This is a genomic window from Thiohalobacter thiocyanaticus (assembly GCF_002356355.1).
Lineage (GTDB): Bacteria > Pseudomonadota > Gammaproteobacteria > Thiohalobacterales > Thiohalobacteraceae > Thiohalobacter > Thiohalobacter thiocyanaticus_A.
Map to the genome: position 1 here is coordinate 2406477 of NZ_AP018052.1, position 17123 is coordinate 2423599.

A 17123-nucleotide genomic window follows, 5' to 3' on the forward strand; every position below is an offset into this window, starting at 1 on the left:
AACGGGAACTTACACCATGTGTGACACCTGCGGCTGCAACCTCACTCCCGGCAACCGTCACCTGCTGGAAATCGACGGCAAGCTCAGATTCACCCGTCAGGGACACGAAAGCGTGGAGGTACTGCAGGGCCTGCTGTCGGAAAACGACCGCCAGGCCGCCCACAACCGCGAACACTTCGACCGCCACGGCGTGCTGGCGGTCAATCTGATGTCCTCACCCGGCTCGGGCAAAACGGCGCTGCTGGAGGCGACCATCGATGCGCTGGGCAATGAACTGCGGATCGGCGTCATCGAGGGCGACCTGGAAACCGAGAACGACGCCGAGCGCATCCGCGCCCGCGGCGTGCCGGCCTTCCAGATCGCCACCGGCACCGCCTGCCACCTGGATGCCCACATGGTGCATGACGCCCTGCATCATCTGGACCTCGACGACCTGGACATCCTGTTCATCGAGAACGTCGGCAACCTGGTCTGTCCGGCCAGCTTCGATCTGGGTCATCATCGCAACGTCACCCTGCTGTCGGTGACCGAGGGCGACGACAAACCGGCCAAGTATCCGGTGATGTTCCGCGCCGCTGACCTGATGCTGCTGACCAAGGCCGACCTGCTGGCGGTGCTGGACGATTTCGACCCCGACCGCGCCACCCGCTGCCTGCGTGAACTGGCCAATCCCGCGCCCGTGTTCAATCTTTCGGCCCGCAAGGGGCAGGGTCTGGACGCCTGGCTGGACTGGCTGCGCGCCGAGGTCGACGCCCAGCGCGAACGCCGCGCGCGCAGCGAAACCCTGCGCCCGGCGATTCAGCCCGAGGGCGCGGCTTTGCACAGCGGCCCGCGCCCACACCCCTGAGGCCATCACCATGAGCGACTCCGCCGCCCGCCGCTGGCTGCAGCGCATCCACGACCTGGCTATCCGCGAGCCGGTGCGCATCATGAACGTCTGCGGCGGCCACGAACGCTCCATCACCCAGGCCGGGCTGCGCGGCGCCCTGCCGGAGAACATCGAACTGATTCCCGGACCGGGCTGTCCGGTGTGCGTATGCCCGGAAGAGGACGTCTATCACGCCATCCAGCTGGCCCTGAACGAGGATGTCATCCTGGTCGCCTTCGGCGACATGCTGCGGGTCCCGGTCAACGCCCCGAAGAAGGACCCGCGCTCGCTGGAACAGGCCCGGGCGGCCGGGGCCGACATCCGCCCCATCGCCTCACCCGCCGAGGCCGTGCGCATCGCCCGTGCCGAGCCTGGAAGGCCGGTGGTCTTCTTCGCCGCCGGTTTCGAGACCACCACCGCGCCGGTGGCCGCCATGCTGGCCGAGGGCGTGCCCGACAACCTGAGCGTACTGCTCTCGGGCCGACTGACCTGGCCGGCGGTGGCCATGCTGCTGGACTCCGAGCAGGCCGGCTTCGACTGCCTGGTCGCCCCCGGCCATGTCAGCACCGTGATGGGTCCGGAGGAATGGGAGTTCGTGGTCCAGCGCCACGGCATTCCGGCCGCCGTGGCCGGTTTCAGCCCGGAGTCGCTGCTGGCGGCCATGTACTCCACCCTGCGCCAGTACCGCGAGGGCCGGCCCTTCCTGGACAACTGCTATCCGGAACTGGTGCGCCCCGGCGGCAATACGGCCGCCCGCCGGCTGCTCGACCAGGTCATGGAGGTGGGTGACGCCAACTGGCGCGGCGTGGGCGTGATTCCGGACTCCGGCTTTCACCTGCGTGCGGCCTATGCTGCCCAGGATGCCCGCCGCCTGTATCCCGCCCAGCAGGACAGCGCGCGCAAGCGCGCCGGCCAGATGCCGCCCGGCTGCGACTGCGCCCGGGTGGTGCTGGGGAAGATCTATCCCAATGAATGCATCCTCTATGGCGCGGCCTGCACCCCGCGCCACCCCATCGGCCCCTGCATGGTCTCCGACGAGGGTGCGTGCCGCATCTGGTGGGCCGGCGGCGTGCGCGAGCGGGCGAAGGACACGGCCTGAGTTTTTGTCGGCCACGAAACCCCACGATAATGATTAGTGATGGCAACCTGTAGGTTGGGTTAGGCGCGACAGCGCCGTAACCCAACGAATACGGTCAAGGCTGTTGAGTTACGCCCTGCGGGCTAATCAACCTACAGCGCTTCCCCGTCATTCCCGCGAAGGCGGGAATCCAGAAGCCACCGAGGTCTATGGATTCCCGCCTTCGCGGGAATGACGGGTAGAGGGATATCACAGACTTCTTGAGCATTAAGGTGTCCGTGCTTTCCGTGCTTTCCGTGCTTTCCGTGCTTTCCGTGCTTTCCGTGCTTTCCGTGTTTTCCGTGGCCATTATAAAATTACGCAGCGAACAGCCAGAAATAGCCGATGTTGTAGAAGCAGTGCAGCCAGATCGGCGCGATCAGGCTGTCGTGCCGGTCGCGGAAATAACCGAACACCAGCGACGGCGCCAGCACCGCGGCCGCGGCCAGCGGCGGATGATTGATGAAATGCAGCGCAGTGAACACCAGGCTGGTGATGAGATTGGCCGGGGTGATGCCGAAGCGGGACACCCGCAGCCGCGGCCGCTCACGCAACCAGCCCTGCAGCAGGCCGCGGAACAGGACCTCCTCGACCACCGGATAGCCCAGCCCGAGCAGGACGAAGGCCTGAACGGCATGCAGCGGCCACAGCGGATCGGGTTCCGGCCGCAACCAGGCCAGCCCGGCCAGCCACAGCAGCACCGCTGCCAGATGGGCCAGCCAGAAATGACCGTCCCGCAGTACTGACCGCAGCCCGGCCGGCGACCTCATTCAGGCAGCAGTTGCAGGAAATCGGTACCGGTGGCGGTATTGCGCAGCCGCACCCGCTGAGCCACGAATTCCCGCTCCGGCACCTTCAGCCGGCCGTCGATGACGAAGTACAGCTGCGCCTCCTGCTCCTTGAGCATGCGGGCCCGATCCACCGATGCCTGTACATGGAAGGTGACATCCTCGATATAGAAGGTGTTCTCGTCCCGCCGCCAGGCGAATTCCTCACCGCGTTCGTAATAGGTCATGCAGCCGCGCCAGGAATCGGCGCGGAAGGGCTCCAGCCCGGTGAAGAAGTCCTCGTTGAGTACCACCCGGCGTGGCTGACACTCCTTGTAGACGCTGGCCTTGGCGGTGGGGTCGTCCACATGCCACTTGTCGCGCGGCAGTTTGCCGAGAAAGGCCGGGAAATCGTCCCAGATCAGCGGCTGGTAATGAATGCGGAAGGCCTCCGCCTGCGGCAACTCGAACACGAACCGCTGCTGATCGGCCTGGTAGTCGAGGAATACCGGCACCTGCAGCTGCGCCCGTTCGATCAGGCGGTGGCGGTCGCAGCCCACGCGCAGCCGCTCCAGTCGCAGCCGGTATTCCTCCCGGGTTTCGTACTCGCCGCGCGGCGGGGTGAATTCCTCCCGGGCCTTGCAGCGTTCGTACAGTTCCAGGTAATCCGCGAAGGTCAGTGACTGCTCCCCCGAATGAATCCGGGGATCGGCAGCCCTGGCGGTCATGCACAGCAGCAGTCCCAGCGCCAGGAGTAGTGTTCGCATGGCTTATCCTTTTCGGTGGCCGCGGAATGCGGGAAGGCGTCGTTTTGTTCCCGGCATCCTGTTAAGATTGCCGGAAATTAAACCAAAAGATTGAAAACATTGCGATATGGGAGATGATTCAATGCAGTCAGGTGCGATCCTGGTCACCGGCGGCGCCGGCTACATCGGCAGCCATGTGGTACGCCAGCTGGTCCGGCGCGGGGAGCGGGTGGTGGTGCTGGACAACCTCTCCACCGGCTTTGCCGAGGCGGTCCAGGGCGCCGAACTGGTGGTGGGGGACACCGGCGATGCCGCCCTGGTCGGCCGGCTGCTGACCGAGCATGGCATCGAATCCGTCCTGCACTTCGCCGCTCATACCGTGGTGCCGGAATCCGTTGAGAATCCGTTGAAATATTACGGCAACAACACCTGCCACACCCGCAGCCTGCTCAGCTGCTGCCAGCATCACGGGGTCAAGCATTTCATCTTCTCCTCCACGGCGGCGGTCTACGGCATCCCCGATTCGCCCTATTGCACCGAGGATACCCCGACCGATCCGATCAACGCCTACGGCGCCTCCAAGTTGATGAGCGAGATGATGCTGCGCGACCTCAGTCGCGCCAGCGATCTGCGGCATGTGGCGCTGCGCTACTTCAATGTCGCCGGCACCAGCCCCGACGGCGACATCGGCCAGTCAACGCCGCGCGCCACCCTGCTGATCAAGGTCGCCTGCGAGGTCGCCGCCGGCCGACGCGACCGCATGTACGTCTTCGGTACCGACTATCCCACCCCTGACGGCACCGGGGTGCGCGATTACATTCATGTGGAGGACCTTGCCGACGCCCACCTCAAGGCGCTGGACTACCTGCGCGACGGCGGTGACTCGGCCACGCTCAACTGCGGCTACGGCCACGGCTACAGCGTGCGCGAGGTGATCGAGGCGGTGGAACGCGTGGCCGGCCATCCCATTGCAGTGGAAGAGACCGACCGGCGCCCCGGTGACCCGCCGACCCTCATCGCCCGCTCCGAACGCGCTCGCGAAGTCCTTGGCTGGACCCCGCGCTACGACGACCTGGACTTCATCGTGCAGACCTCGCTGGAGTGGGAAAAGAAGCTCGCCGCCGGCACGGCCTACGGGGCCTGAACACAGCCACGCAATTCGCGTTGCAACGGGTAGGATGGGTGAAGCTCAGCGCAACCCATCATCACACCGCTGGAGACGATGGGTTACGGCGCACGCGCCTTCACCCATCCTACACACCGCACGACCTGCCGCCCCGGACAGGTAGGATGGGTGGAGAACACCCCGTCACTCCTCACTCCTCACCGCCTTGCGCACCAGATGCGGCAACAGCAGCTGCGGCGGCATGCGCAGGGCATGGCCGCGCAGATACAGCAACCAGCGCGCCAGCGGGCTGAAGGCATCATCGCAGTCGGGGTGCGGCGGACGCAGGGCGCGTGCCATCAGGGCGTCCATCAGACCGCGCACACCCTGACCGGGCAGAGCCCGATCCGTCCACTGCAGCAGCGCGTCCGGCACCGGTGTGCCCAGGATCTCCCGGCAGTAGCGCAGGGCATAGGCCAGCGGACGTGACAGCTGCAGTTCCCCGGCGCGCACCGGCAGGCGCTCCCAGACATCCGGGCTCGTCCCGGCCGCTGCGCGGAGCAGTCCGTCCAGGTCGACCAGGTCGCGCAGCCCATGCTCGAACTCGCCATCATGGAACAGATGGGTGGCGCTGTGCAGGATACGATCTTCGGCGGACAGGACATGCAGCTCGGGCGCGTCGATGCACTCGGCCGCCGCCAGCAGTTTTTCCGGATCCGGGCTGAGTCGTGCCGTCTCGGGCAGGATGTTGTGATGGACATCCAGCACCGTCCTGCGGCGGACATGGCGCAGCGGCGGCAACTCATGCATCCACTGGCGGTAGTAGCGCTGATCATAGGCGTCGTGATGCGTGGTCAACCACCCGGCCCAGTACAACGACTCCTCCACCGCATCCAGCTGCGCGCGCGGCACCAGGATATCCACGTCGCTGAACACCCGGCCGATCGCCACCGGCGACCCACTCATGAGATAGGCGGCGCCCTTCAGCAGCACCACCGGCACGCCCAGCGGCGCCAGGGCACGGCGGATGCGGTTGACCTCCCAGCGCACCACCCGGGCATGGGCGGCAGCGAAATTGCGGGCCGAATCCAGATGCCGCTGCACCGGCGGCGGCAGCGCCGCCGGCTCACAGACGGCGGCGACCTGGTGCGCCAGCCGGGCCAGCAGGTTGGCATGCCGGGCCTGGCGGATGAGCCGTTCCCAGGCGGGCGCATCCAGCGTGGCAGCCACCTCCGGCGCCCGCAGCACCCGAACCAGCAGGGGCAGGCCGGTGTCAGGCATGGGCGCCCCCGCTCAGGCGGTCGAACCAGGCGATGGCCTCGTCGAGATCGGCATAGCTCAGGTCGTGACAGCGACTTCCCTGCACCACGGCGGTGAGGGCCTGAAAGGCACGCTCGCCCAGCAGGCTGTAGTTGAAGGTGTTCTGCGCGATGCGCAGCAGGGTGCGTCCCGGCGTCTCGGACGCGGCCTGCGCCGGCACGGCATCGGGGCGGTAGCGGGGAAACACAATGGCCCCGGCCCGGACCGGTTCGTCCATGCCCTCGATGCTGGCACGCGGTACCCGCAGGTGGGCCACCGTGCCCTTGAGGGTGTCCAGCGCCGGCGGGCTGATGACCGCCTCGGGGGCAAAGCGGCGGATCACCTCGATGGAGGCGTTCTTCAGGCTCACCGGCCGTACCACCGGGATCAGTTCCAGGCGGTCCAGATCGATCACCGCCATCTCGTCTGACAGCAGCCGCCAGCCGCGCAGCACCAGCGCAGCGCAGAGCGTGCTCTTGCCCGCCCCCGGCTCGCCGGGCAGGATCACGCCCAGGCCGTTCCGCTCCACCACCGCCGAATGAATCAACAGATAGTGATGCATATGGCTGGTGATGCACCAGTTCAGCCCCCATTCCAGCAGCGGGTAGGCCTGGCTCAGGGGCAGCGGCTTGAACGGAATCCGGCCGTCCATGGCGAACTGCACCTGCGGCCGCCACCAGCGGCGCAGTGGGTTCGGGCTGAACAATCGCACCCGGAAGTCGGTGAATCCGTCGGGGTCGGCCAGGGGATAATCGGGATAGAGCAGCGCCAGGCCGGCCGCCACGGCGGGCAGGCGCGACTGGATGCGCGAAACGAAGGGGCCGGTTCTGACACAGATCCCCGGACCGGCCAGCTGCCCCGGCAGCCGCCCCGGGGCGATGGCGGCCAGGGTCAAGGCTCGACCTGCTCGATAATGTTCAATCGCTTGAGTTCTCCCAGGATGGTCTCAACCAGCGCCTGCGGCGGCCGCGCCGGTTCCGGGGATACTAACTCACTCAGGAGGGAAACCAAATCCGCGTCGCTGCGGGGCTGCTGCTCCAGGGCCCGGAGCAGTTCGGCGGCCAGGGGATCGAGCAGATGGGTGTCACCGCTGCCGCGGTGATAGATCGCGACCTCTCCGTCCCAGTCCACCCGGGCCAGCCCGGACGGACCGCAGACCTGCCAACGGCGGTCGGACATCACTGATAGGCGCAGAGGGTACTCTGGATAAAGGCGACGACCTGTTCGACGGTGAGGATCTTGCCATTGTTGCCCATGTAGTAGCCGGCGGCCGCACCGCCGTTGGCATCGACGTTGGCGTAGATGGCCTGGACATCGGCCGGACTCATGCCGTAGCCCGGGATGGCATAGGAATTGAGCAGGGCGGCGACGATATGGGCGCCGAACTGGTGCGGGTCCTGGTTGCCCTGCAGCCACAGCACCTGCATCAGGGTCTTGCCGGCGTAGTGCGGGTCGCTGCCGCTGAAGGTGCTGGGGCCGAAGAAGGGAGTGCCGTCGCTGTTGTAGCTGTTGCACTGACCCTTCCCCTTACCCTTACTGTTGGCACAGGTGCCCGGATCGAAGGGGGTGTGGTTCCAGTTGCCGTCGCCTCTGTCGGGCGTCTTCCAGGCCCCGGGGGTGAAACCGCAGGCGCAGTCGTCGTGGCCGTGATCGGACACGTTGCCGGACATGAAGCCGGAGATGGTGCACTCCGCGCCCAGCACCGGCCGGCTGCTCAGGCTCAGCAGCACCGGGGTCAGGGCCGCACCCTTGAGGATGCGGCGCCGGGTCCCGCTGCCGACGGGCGTTGCAGATTCTGATTCAACTATCTGATTTTCGGTTTTTTCTGTGTCTTTTTCAGTGGCCATTTTAAGCTGCATCCTGGACAGTGCCCGGACTGGAACGGGCAGATTCATACCTTAAGCTAAGCACATGCCATGCCATACAGAATTTATCATTGCCAAATCAAACAGCTGTGGTCCGACACGAAGCCCCGTGTCCGCAGGACAGCGGCAGTCATCCCGGATATGTAAAATTCTTTGACGCCTCCCGGTACCGGCGGTTTCGCGGCCGGTCTGTCTTGCGCGTTCCTGGAAAGATAGCACAGGCGCATGATTCCGGTTCAGTTCTGTGCCTGCCGGATGCGCTGCAGCAAGGCCGCGGCATGCGTGACCGGAATGGCGTAGCTGATGCCACTGGGATCGCTCAGGGCCGATTCCCGGGTCTCCTTGACGAATACCTTGTTAATAATTCCGACAACCCTGCCCGACTCCGGCTGATACAGCGGACTGCCGCTGTTGCCCGGGTAGGCGGTGCCATCGAGCTGATAGACATCATAGGGAGCCCGCAGACGCCGCACCGTGGCCGGATCGAGCTGGCTGGAGCGGTCGGCCGGGATCACGATGGGCGTGATGGCGGCAATCATGGCCCGATGGGTGGCGGGATACAGCCCCAGCACGGCGCCGATGGGGAACCCGGTGAACAGGTAGATGCCGCCCTCGCGCACCCGCGCCTGCGGGGCCAGTTCCAGCACCGGGACCGGGGCGCCCTCGATCCGCAGCACGGCCAGGTCATGCTTCGGATCGGAGGCATGCAGCCTGGCCCGGCGCAGTTCCGGACGACGCCCGCTGCCGACCATCACGGTAAGATACTCATGGTGCACGGCATCGAGTTCGTCCGGGATCACGTGCAGGTTGGTCAGGACGTGACGCCCGTCCAGCACGCCGAAGCCGGTCCCCAGCAGCCGGACCGGCGGCCGCCGGGTCTTCTGGAAGGTGCCGATCCCGACAATGGCCGGCTTGGTTCGATCGATGATGTCGGCATAGTCCGCGGCGGCGAGCGCTGGCGGAGCGCTGCATAACAGGGTCAGCACGGCCAGAAGCTTCAGCCAGGTAAACCGCATGTCACTGTGCCTTGTTGTTATCGAGCCGGATGAGGTTTAGGCGTTACAATACCCAAACGGCCGACAAATACAACGATCCCGCGATGCCCTCATGCGTTCACGCAGCGACATACGCCTGCTTCTTGTCCTGGCACTCAGCTATACCCTGCTGATCGCTTACGGCAGCCTGTATCCGCTCAGCGGCTGGCGGCTGCCGGCCGCCGGCTGGCTGCCCGACAGTCTGCTGCCGGGATTCAACGGCGCCGACGCGCTGCTGAACCTGCTGGTCTACATGCCGTTCGGCTTTCTCTGGGCCGGCCACCGGCGTCGCCGCGGCCGCACGGGCCTGGCCCCCGTGCTGCTGCTGGCGGCCGGCACCAGTCTCGGCCTGGAAGCCCTGCAGCACTTTCTGCCCGGGCGCACCACTTCGGGCCTGGACAGCCTGCTCAATATCACCGGCGCGGGGCTGGGCGCACTGCTGGCCACCGGCACCCGGACCGGCCTGCCGGGCTGGCTGCAACGCCAGCGGTTGCGCTGGCTGCGGGATGACGCCCCCGCCGCGGCGGCCGGGCTGACGGTGCTGCTGTGGCTGTTCATCGAACTCAGCCCCCTGCTGCCCGATCTCAGCCCGGGCGGCATCCGCCACAGCCTGCTGCCGCTGTACAACGGGCTGCGCAACCCGGCACTGCTGGACCTGCCGGCCGCCCTGGCACGGCTGGGCCTGGTGCTGGCCTTCGCCCTGGCCCTGCTGCAGCTGCTGAAACCGCAACAGCCGCGTCTGCGGCTGCTGGCGCTGCTGCTGCCGGCACTGCTGGCCGCCCGGGTACTGATCAGTGGCAGTCAGCTGTCACTCGATCTGGTGCTGGGCACCCTGCTCGGCTTCGGTCTGGTGCTGCTGCTGCGGCGGCGTGAAACCCTGTGGCCCTGGGTCGGCGCGGCCGCGGCGCTGTGCGGCTACATCCTCGCCCAGAGCCAGGTCGATCCCGGCGCCGCCCGGCTGCACCCGTTCAACTGGCGGCCCTTCTCCCCGCAGATCAGCCACGGCTTCGGGCTGACCGATGTCGCGGCCCAACTCTGGCCGTTTCTGGCCCTGGGCCTGTTCCTGCGGCAGACGCCGCTGGCCCGTGCCGGCGGTCTGCTGCTGTGGTCCGGGGTGCTGGCCATCGCGGCCCTCTCCTTCGGACTGGAGTGGCAGCAGCGCGGCCTGCCCGGGCGCCAGGGCGATATCACCGACGTGATCCTGGCCCTGCTCGGCTGGCTGCTGGCCTGGCTGCTGAGCGCCCCGCAGCCGCGCCCACGCCCGCTCCGGCCGCTGGCCGCCAGTCAGGCCCTGTACGCCTTCGGCATCCTGCTCGCTGCCAGCCTGGCCGCCACCCTGCTGATCCGCCCCCAGGCCGGCAACGCCGGGCAGGAACTGCAGGTGCGCGAGATCCCGGCGCCGGAGAGCCTGCCGGCGGCCGAACTGCCCGGCTTCCGCATGGCGCATCCGCGCCTGCCCTACCCGACACCCGACCAGCTGAAGATCATCCGCGCGGAAAACCCCCACTACCTGGAGCATCTGCAGCGCCGGGCCAGCGACGCCAACCGGCGCCATCACCGCGTCTTCGACGCCGTGATGGCCGAGGTGCTGGTCCCGGGCAGCCAGGATCTCGACCAGCTGCACGCCGAACTGCTCGAACTGGAACTGCGCTGGCGCGGCAATCAGCAGACCAAGCCGCTGGCCATGGCCTACGACTGGCTGTATGACAAATGGAGCGAGGCGCAGCGCGCCAGTCTGCTGGAGAAGACCCTGGATGCGTGCGAGTACCAGATCCGCTTCATTCGCCGCAACCAACTCTCGCCCTATAACGTGTATCTGTACAACAGCCCGTTCCAGGCCCTGATGGCCTGCGCCATCGCCGTACATGGCGACCACCCGCGCGCCGGGGCGGTGATGAATTTTACGCACCATTACTGGAAGGACAGCGTGCTGCCGGTCTGGCGGCAGGTGATGGGCGCGAACGGCGGCTGGCACGAGGGTGCCGAGTATGTCGCCATCGGCATCGGCGACGCCGTGTTCCAGCTGCCCAATATGTGGCGCGCCGCCACCGGCGAGGACCTGTTCGCCAGCGAGTCCGGACTGCGCGGCTTCGCCGACTTTCTGGTCCACCGCAAGCGGCCCGACGGCGAGGACATCCATCTCGGCGATGGCGGACTGTACGAGAACAGCGTGCCGGACGCCGCCGCCCTGGGCGTGGAACTGAACCATCCGGCGGTCTACAGCCTGGACGGCTGCCCGAACCCGAAACGCCCCCAGCCCCTGAGCTGGCCCTGGGGACCGCTGCCCGATACCGGCCTGTGCCGGCCCGGGGCCAGGCAGCAACTGCCTTTGAGCCATTACGCCGACGGCGTCGGCCTGCTGCTCGCGCGCAGCGACTGGTCGCCCGAGGCCACCTTCGTCAGCTTCAAGGCCGGCGACAACTACTGGTCGCACATGCACCTCGACCAGGGCGCCTTCACCATTTACAAGGGCGGCGCCCTGGCCATCGACAGCGGCATCTATCCGCAGCAGTACGGCTCCGATCATCACCTGAACTATGCCTACCAGAGCATCGCCCACAATGTGATCACGGTGACGGATCCGGCCGATACCGTGCCCCGGCACCAGGGCGACAGGATCCGCCACATCCACAACGACGGCGGCCAGCGTCGCATCGGCTCCGGCTGGGGCCTGGCCGCTCCGCTCGACCTGGAACACTGGCGGGAACAGTACGACCTCTACCACACCGCCGAGACCCTGGCCGTGTACCGGGATGCCGGCGCAGCGGTCAAACTGGCCGACCTCACCCCGGCCTACACCAACCGCCTGTCGGGCAAGGGCACCTTCGCCCACCGCACCCGGCGGGTGGAATCGCTGCGCCGGGCCTTCGTCTACGACCGGGTGCAGGATGCCGTCATCGTGTTCGACCGGGTCGAGGCCACCCGCGCCGACTTCACCAAGCGCTGGCTGCTGCACAGCCAGACCGAGCCGCGGGTCGAGGGCAGCGAGTTCCTGATCGAACTGCCACCCGGGCAGGATCGTCCCGGCCACGCCGGCGGCCGCCTGGAAGGTCATATCCTGCTGCCCGAACAGCCGCGCATCCAGCGCATCGGCGGTGAGGGTCAAGAGTTCCGGTTGGGCGACCGAAACTATGACGACGACGGCGCCGTCTATACGCGCATCGCCAAACGCGACGAGCGCGGCCGCACCCTGGAGCCGGGCGCCTGGCGCCTGGAGGTCAGCCCGTCCGCACCGGCCCGGCTGGACCACTATCTGGTGGTGATGCTGCCCTCGCTGCTGGATGCAGGGCGGGCGACCGAGGTCCGCCGCCTGCCCGATCGCGACAACGCCGTCGGCTGCGAGATCCGCAGCGGCGAACGCCGCAGCCAGTGGTGGTTCGCGCGCGACGGCTCGCAGGTGGAGCTTGTACGCTTTGACAAGGAAGGCGAGATTGAACGTCGCATCATCCGTTAACGACGGCTCCGCCCGTCACGCCCACTGACCCGCTGACCATGGCCCTGCAGGATTCGCTCCGTTCCGGCACCACCTGGCTGATCACCAAGGGCACGGGCAGCTTCGCCGTGCAATTCGTGTTCGGCGTGATCCTGGCCCGCCTGCTGGTGCCGGAAGAATTCGGCATGATGGTCACCATCCAGATCTTCACCGGCCTGGCCACGGTGGTGGCGGTGGGCGGCATGTCCAAGGCGCTGGTCCAGGCCCGCGAGGTGGAACAGCGCCACTACAATACCGCCTTCACCCTGCAGCTGCTGATCGGCACCGGCCTGTTTCTGCTGTTCTACCTCCTGGCCTGGCCCTTCGCCGCCTGGTACGACGACCCGCTGTACCGGCCGCTGCTGCAGACGGCGGCGGTGGGTTTCCTGCTGCGGCCGCTGATGAACACCCAGGCGGCCTGGATGCACCGCGAGATGCGCTTCAAGGCCTTCGCCCTGGTCTCCTTCGGCGGCATGTTCCTGTCGGGGCTGGCCGGCATCGCCATGGCCTGGCACGGCATGGGCGTATGGAGCCTGGTGCTGAGCGGTCTGCTCGGCACCTTCATCCAGATCCTGCTGAGCAAACGGGTGGTGCGTCTGCCGCTGACCCTGCAGCTGGACCGCCGGGCAGTGGGCGACCTCGGCCGCTACGGGGTACGAATCCAGGCCAACAATGTCGCCTTCCACATCAACCGCCAGGTGGAAAACTTTCTCATCAGCCGCACCCTGGGCGAGCATTTCCTCGGCCTGTACAACAAGGCCGGCAGCCTGTTCCAGATCCCGGCCGAGATGATCGGCACCCCGGCCTACGCCACCACCTTCCGCGCCCTGTCCAAGCTGCAGGACAACGCCGACCAGTCGCGCTGGCTGTACCGGCGCACGCTCAGCCTGGTCACCCTGTACATGCTGCCGATCTATGTCAGCCTGTTCTGGCTGGCGCCGGCCTTCATCACCCTGGTCTACGGTCCCAACTGGAGCCCGGCCGCGCTGCCGCTGCAGATCCTGTCCCTGATCGGCCTCAGCCAGTGCATCATCCGGCCGTCGCGGGCGGTGACCGCGGCGCGCAACTGGCTGGGGCGGGAACTGGCGCTGCAGGTCGAGTCGGCGCTGGTCATTGCCGTGGGTTGCCTGATCGGACTGCGCTGGGGCATGGTCGGCGTGGCCTGGGCCATGGTGCCCTGCCAGGCCTGGATCGCGCTGCGCTTCTTCGCCCTGGCCCGGCGCAGCCTGGACGCACGCTGGTCGGATCTGCCGGCGGCCCTGGCCGCCCCGGTGCTGCTGAACCTGCTGCTGTTCGGCTTCCTGGCCGGGCTGGACGGCCTCTGGCAGCAGCAGCTGGGCAGCACCTTGAGCTGGCCCTATCTGTTCGGGATGGCGGCGGCGGCGGTGCTGTTCTATCTGCTGGTGTTTCTGGCGCTGCCACTGGCGGGTATCCGCGACGAGGCGCAGCGCTGGCGGCGCTGGCTGCTGCGCCGTGGCTGAATCGCCGGCCGGGCAGAGCGAGGCGCAACCCATCATCCCCGCCGCTGATGGGTTGCGGCGCAGAGCGCCTTCACCCATCCTACGCGCTGGCTGTCGTGTCGTTGCCGAGGTATCGCTGTCTCCATGAATCCGGAAAGGCCCCTGTTCATCGTCGGCGCGCCCCGCTCCGGCACCACCCTGCTGCTGTACATGCTGCGCTCGCATCCGCGGCTGTTCCTGCCCGGGGACGAATCGCACTTCTTCATCCCCCTGTACCGCCGCTACGGCCCGCAACCGCCGTTGGACCGCAGCGACCAGATTCAGGACCTGCTCCAGGCCATGCAGAAGCTGCGGCCGGTGTTCTTCCGCGAGTTTGTCGAGGCCGGCGACCCGCAGCTGGCCGGACTGGCCCGGGCCCTGGCCGCAGAACGGCCCGTCGGCCTGGCCGGGCTCATCGACGCTCTCTACCGGCATCTGGCCCGGCGCGCCGGCAAGGTGCGCTGGGGTGACAAGACCCCCTATTATGTCCAGCACCTGGACACCATCGACGCCCTGTTCCCGAACTGCCAGGTGGTGCATCTGATCCGCGACGGCCGCGACGTGGCCCTGTCCATGCTGGCGCGGCGCCACGACTTCGATGTCTATAACATCTATCACGCCGCCCGCTACTGGGAGGAATGCGTCGAGGCGGGCCGGCGCAGCGGCCGCCGGCTGGGGCCGGAGCGCTACCTGGAGCTGCGCTACGAGGACCTGCTGGACGCGCCGCAGGAGCAGCTCGAACGCCTGTGCGATTTCCTGCACGAACCCTACAGCGAGGAGATCCTCGACTTCGAACGTCCCGGCCAGATGGACAGCAAGCTGCTCAAGACCACGCCGCTGGTCTCGCAGGGACTGCAGCAGGGCAACGTCGGGAAGTGGCGCGAGCGCATGACGCCGCGCCAGATCGCCACCTTCGAACGGGCGGTACCGGACCTGCTGCGCGCATACGCTTACCCGCTGTCGGCAACCGTCGCGCCTCTGCCCCTGCCCCTGCGCGCCGGCTACCGGCTGCACAACCGGGTGCGCAAATGGTTCAACCGCACCTTTCACCAGCGCCCGGTGGCGCGTCTCTGAGCCGGCCTTGTAAGCCTCCGGCTATTGCCGGCCACACCGGAGCGGCGCTAAGCTCAGGGTTTGACCGAGGAAGCGGCCGTTACGAGCCGCGGCTGGTACTCAAGATATGCGCGAACACAGACAATACTGGAAACTGCTGGCGGCGGCGGCCGTGGTCGCCACCCTGGTCACCCTGGTCCTGACAGCCAAGTCACTGCTCGATTTCACCCGCACCGGGCCCGAGATCCGCGGCGAGATCCTGGACTCCTACAGTAGCTATGCCGCCCTTGCCATGCTGCGGCTGGCCGCCTGGACCTGGCTGATCTCATTCGCCCTGGCCAGCGTGGGCAGCGTAATCCATCTCGCCCGCTGCCAGAGCCATGGCCGCCCGGTCCGTTTCCTGCCGGCACTGATCTGGGCCGGGCTGGCCTGGAGCATCATCACCGGTGCCCTGTTCCTGCATCTGCTGCTCTACAACCCCTCCGGGATCATCGCCTCCTTCCTCTACGATCCGGCCAGGCTGTACCCGGTCTGGGATCTGCTCACCCCGACGCGGCTTACCCTGCTTCAGATCCTGATCATCGGGCTGCTGGGACTGGCCCTGCTGAGCGGCATCATGGCCGGACGCCGCCGCGGTGCCGTGGGCACCGCACGCTTTCTGACCGCCTACGCGATCGCCGGCGCCGCCCTGTACCTGGGGTTGAACTATCACCCTGAGCCGGTCAGCCACGGCCTGCAGGCCGGCACCACGACGCCGCGCATGAACCTGTTGATGATCGGCTCGGACACCCTGCGCGCCGACCGTTTCAGCGTCACCGGCTACGCGCGCGAACTCACCCCCTACATCGACGACCTGGCCCGCGAAGGCACCTTCTTCACCCAGGCCTATGTCCCGGTCGCCCGCACCGCGCCCAGCCTGGCGAGCATGCTCACCGGCGCCTGGCCGCAGCGCACCGGCATCCGCAGCAACTACATCGGGGATCCCGAGACCCGGCTTCCGGCGACCGGTCTGCCCGAACTGCTCAGCCGTGCCGGCTACCATACCGCCGCCGTCGGCGACTGGGCCGGCGGCGATCTGGCCAAGCTCAGCTTCGGCTACCGGAAGACCGACCTGCCGGAGGACCAGTGGAATATCAAATTTCTCATCCGCCAGGGCCCGAAGGACATCCGGCTGTTCCTGAGCCTGTTCGCCCACAACCCGCTGGGCAAGCGCCTGCTGCCCGAGATCTATTACCTCGCCGGCTTTCCCATCTATACCGAGATCACCTACAAGGCCAGGCAGCTGCTGAGCGAATACGCCGCCGGGGATCGCCCCTTTCACCTGAACGTGTTCATGGGTGCGACCCATGCGCCCTTCGGCTCGGAATACCCCTATTACAAGATGTTTGCGGCCGGGGACTATTACGGCGATTCCAAGTTCGCGCTGTCCGGCCTGACCGACCCCTCCTCCATCATCAAGCGCCAGGAGCAGGGCAAGGAGGCCTTCGATATCCAGCAGGTGATCGACCTCTACGACGGCGCGGTCAGGAGCTTCGATGATCAGGTCCGCGCCATTGTCGAGCACCTGGAATCACTGGGCCTGCGCGACAACACCCTGATCGTCATCTACAGCGATCACGGCACCGACCTGTTCGAGCGCCACACCTGGGGCCAGGGCAACAGCGTGGTCGGGGACGACCCCAGCGCCCGCATCCCGATATTGATCCTGGATCCACGCCACCGCGACGGCCGGGCGGTACACCGCACCGTGCGCAGCGTGGACCTCATGCCCACCCTGCTGGAACTGCTTGAGCTTCCGGTACCTGAATCGGTGGACGGCGTCTCGCTTGCCGGCTACCTGCAGCAGGCGGATTTCGATCTCGACCTGCCCGCCTTCCACGAGACCGGCGTCTGGCTGGGACAGATCCCCGGACTGCAGGACAATCACCTGCAATATCCGCCGCTGCTGGAGATGCTGGAGGTGCCGGACAAGCACACCGGCACGCTCGCGATCAAGCCGGAGTACCGGAGCCGGGTGATTCAGGCCAAGGACCGCATGATCCGCACCGACAAATGGAAACTGGTCTACCTGCCCATGCGCGACGGCGCCGAGTACTGGCTGTTCGACATCGAGAACGACCCGCTGTGCTATGACAACGTCATCGACGAATATCCGCAGGTCGCGGCCCGGCTGAAGCGGGAACTGATCGAATGGATGTCGCTGGAACCCGGTATGGAATGGGACGGCCAGTTGCTGCAGCCGCGGGCGGCGGGGAACGGATAGGGATGACAGCGGCCCGGACGGGCCGCCGCGGATTC

General features: G+C 67.1%; 14 protein-coding genes. 7 read left to right on the forward strand and 7 right to left on the reverse strand.

What is annotated here, in order from left to right:
- The first annotated feature begins 16 nt into the window (after window positions 1–16).
- Window positions 17–847, forward strand: coding sequence for a hydrogenase nickel incorporation protein HypB (gene hypB, locus CFK21_RS11185; protein WP_096366733.1), 831 nt, complete (start codon window positions 17–19; stop codon window positions 845–847).
- Between the two features lie 10 nt (window positions 848–857).
- Window positions 858–1967 (forward strand): hydrogenase formation protein HypD, encoded by a 1110-nt coding sequence (gene hypD, locus CFK21_RS11190; protein WP_096366734.1) that lies wholly within the window; start codon window positions 858–860, stop codon window positions 1965–1967.
- A gap of 335 nt (window positions 1968–2302) precedes the next feature.
- Here hypD and mrtJ read toward each other — a convergent pair whose 3' ends face one another.
- On the reverse strand, window positions 2303–2755 hold the full coding sequence (mrtJ, locus tag CFK21_RS11200) for a JDVT-CTERM system glutamic-type intramembrane protease MrtJ (protein WP_096366736.1): 453 nt from the start codon (window positions 2753–2755) through the stop codon (window positions 2303–2305).
- Window positions 2752–3519: a hypothetical protein gene (locus CFK21_RS11205; protein WP_096366737.1), complete on the reverse strand. Its 768-nt coding sequence runs from the start codon at window positions 3517–3519 to the stop codon at window positions 2752–2754. Before CFK21_RS11205 ends, mrtJ begins: the two co-directional genes overlap by 4 nt.
- 121 nt (window positions 3520–3640) lie before the next feature.
- Here CFK21_RS11205 and galE point away from each other — a divergent pair, with 121 nt between their 5' ends.
- Window positions 3641–4642 carry a UDP-glucose 4-epimerase GalE gene (gene galE / locus CFK21_RS11210; protein WP_096366738.1) on the forward strand — a complete coding sequence of 334 codons (1002 nt, stop codon included), beginning with the start codon at window positions 3641–3643 and terminating at the stop codon, window positions 4640–4642.
- Between the two features lie 165 nt (window positions 4643–4807).
- On the opposite strand, the gene CFK21_RS11215 is transcribed toward galE, so the two are convergent.
- The 5 genes from CFK21_RS11215 to CFK21_RS11235 form a co-directional block, all read right to left on the reverse strand.
- On the reverse strand, window positions 4808–5884 hold the full coding sequence (locus CFK21_RS11215; protein WP_096366739.1) for a nucleotidyltransferase domain-containing protein: 1077 nt from the start codon (window positions 5882–5884) through the stop codon (window positions 4808–4810).
- The gene (locus CFK21_RS11220; RefSeq protein WP_096366740.1) at window positions 5877–6797 is read right to left on the reverse strand and encodes an HprK-related kinase A; all 921 of its coding nucleotides are present in this window, start codon (window positions 6795–6797) and stop codon (window positions 5877–5879) included. Before CFK21_RS11220 ends, CFK21_RS11215 begins: the two co-directional genes overlap by 8 nt.
- Complete coding sequence (locus CFK21_RS11225; protein WP_096366741.1) at window positions 6794–7081, reverse strand: HPr-rel-A system PqqD family peptide chaperone; 288 nt, start codon at window positions 7079–7081, stop codon at window positions 6794–6796. Before CFK21_RS11225 ends, CFK21_RS11220 begins: the two co-directional genes overlap by 4 nt.
- The gene (locus CFK21_RS11230; RefSeq protein ID WP_096366742.1) at window positions 7081–7749 is read right to left on the reverse strand and encodes a hypothetical protein; all 669 of its coding nucleotides are present in this window, start codon (window positions 7747–7749) and stop codon (window positions 7081–7083) included. The genes CFK21_RS11225 and CFK21_RS11230 overlap by 1 nt, the downstream gene beginning before the upstream one ends.
- A 254-nt stretch (window positions 7750–8003) precedes the next feature.
- Window positions 8004–8783, reverse strand: coding sequence for a S1 family peptidase (locus CFK21_RS11235; RefSeq protein WP_096366743.1), 780 nt, complete (start codon window positions 8781–8783; stop codon window positions 8004–8006).
- A gap of 91 nt (window positions 8784–8874) precedes the next feature.
- Between CFK21_RS11235 and CFK21_RS11240 the strand changes: the two genes are divergently transcribed.
- The 4 genes from CFK21_RS11240 (at window position 8875) to CFK21_RS11255 (ending at window position 17088) form a co-directional block, all read left to right on the forward strand.
- Entirely contained in the window at window positions 8875–12255 is a 3381-nt protein-coding gene (locus tag CFK21_RS11240) for a VanZ family protein (protein WP_096366744.1), read from the forward strand.
- A 38-nt stretch (window positions 12256–12293) separates the two neighbouring features.
- Window positions 12294–13754: a lipopolysaccharide biosynthesis protein gene (locus tag CFK21_RS11245; protein ID WP_096366745.1), complete on the forward strand. Its 1461-nt coding sequence runs from the start codon at window positions 12294–12296 to the stop codon at window positions 13752–13754.
- A 123-nt stretch (window positions 13755–13877) separates the two neighbouring features.
- Complete coding sequence (locus tag CFK21_RS11250; RefSeq protein ID WP_096366746.1) at window positions 13878–14846, forward strand: sulfotransferase family protein; 969 nt, start codon at window positions 13878–13880, stop codon at window positions 14844–14846.
- Window positions 14847–14952: 106 nt separating this feature from the next.
- Entirely contained in the window at window positions 14953–17088 is a 2136-nt protein-coding gene (locus tag CFK21_RS11255) for a sulfatase family protein (RefSeq protein WP_096366747.1), read from the forward strand.
- The last annotated feature ends 35 nt before the right edge of the window (window positions 17089–17123 follow it).

Excerpts from the sequence above, each read along its gene's own strand:
- hypB (WP_096366733.1), top strand. The coding sequence starts at position 17 with ATGTGTGACACCTGCGGCTGCAACCTCACTCCCGGCAACCGTCACCTG.
- hypD (WP_096366734.1), top strand. The coding sequence starts at position 858 with ATGAGCGACTCCGCCGCCCGCCGCTGGCTGCAGCGCATCCACGACCTG.
- mrtJ (WP_096366736.1), bottom strand. The coding sequence starts at position 2,755 with ATGAGGTCGCCGGCCGGGCTGCGGTCAGTACTGCGGGACGGTCATTTC.
- CFK21_RS11205 (WP_096366737.1), bottom strand. The coding sequence starts at position 3,519 with ATGCGAACACTACTCCTGGCGCTGGGACTGCTGCTGTGCATGACCGCC.
- galE (WP_096366738.1), top strand. The coding sequence starts at position 3,641 with ATGCAGTCAGGTGCGATCCTGGTCACCGGCGGCGCCGGCTACATCGGC.
- CFK21_RS11215 (WP_096366739.1), bottom strand. The coding sequence starts at position 5,884 with ATGCCTGACACCGGCCTGCCCCTGCTGGTTCGGGTGCTGCGGGCGCCG.
- CFK21_RS11225 (WP_096366741.1), bottom strand. The coding sequence starts at position 7,081 with ATGTCCGACCGCCGTTGGCAGGTCTGCGGTCCGTCCGGGCTGGCCCGG.
- CFK21_RS11230 (WP_096366742.1), bottom strand. The coding sequence starts at position 7,749 with ATGGCCACTGAAAAAGACACAGAAAAAACCGAAAATCAGATAGTTGAA.
- CFK21_RS11235 (WP_096366743.1), bottom strand. The coding sequence starts at position 8,783 with ATGCGGTTTACCTGGCTGAAGCTTCTGGCCGTGCTGACCCTGTTATGC.
- CFK21_RS11240 (WP_096366744.1), top strand. The coding sequence starts at position 8,875 with ATGCGTTCACGCAGCGACATACGCCTGCTTCTTGTCCTGGCACTCAGC.
- CFK21_RS11245 (WP_096366745.1), top strand. The coding sequence starts at position 12,294 with ATGGCCCTGCAGGATTCGCTCCGTTCCGGCACCACCTGGCTGATCACC.
- CFK21_RS11250 (WP_096366746.1), top strand. The coding sequence starts at position 13,878 with ATGAATCCGGAAAGGCCCCTGTTCATCGTCGGCGCGCCCCGCTCCGGC.
- CFK21_RS11255 (WP_096366747.1), top strand. The coding sequence starts at position 14,953 with ATGCGCGAACACAGACAATACTGGAAACTGCTGGCGGCGGCGGCCGTG.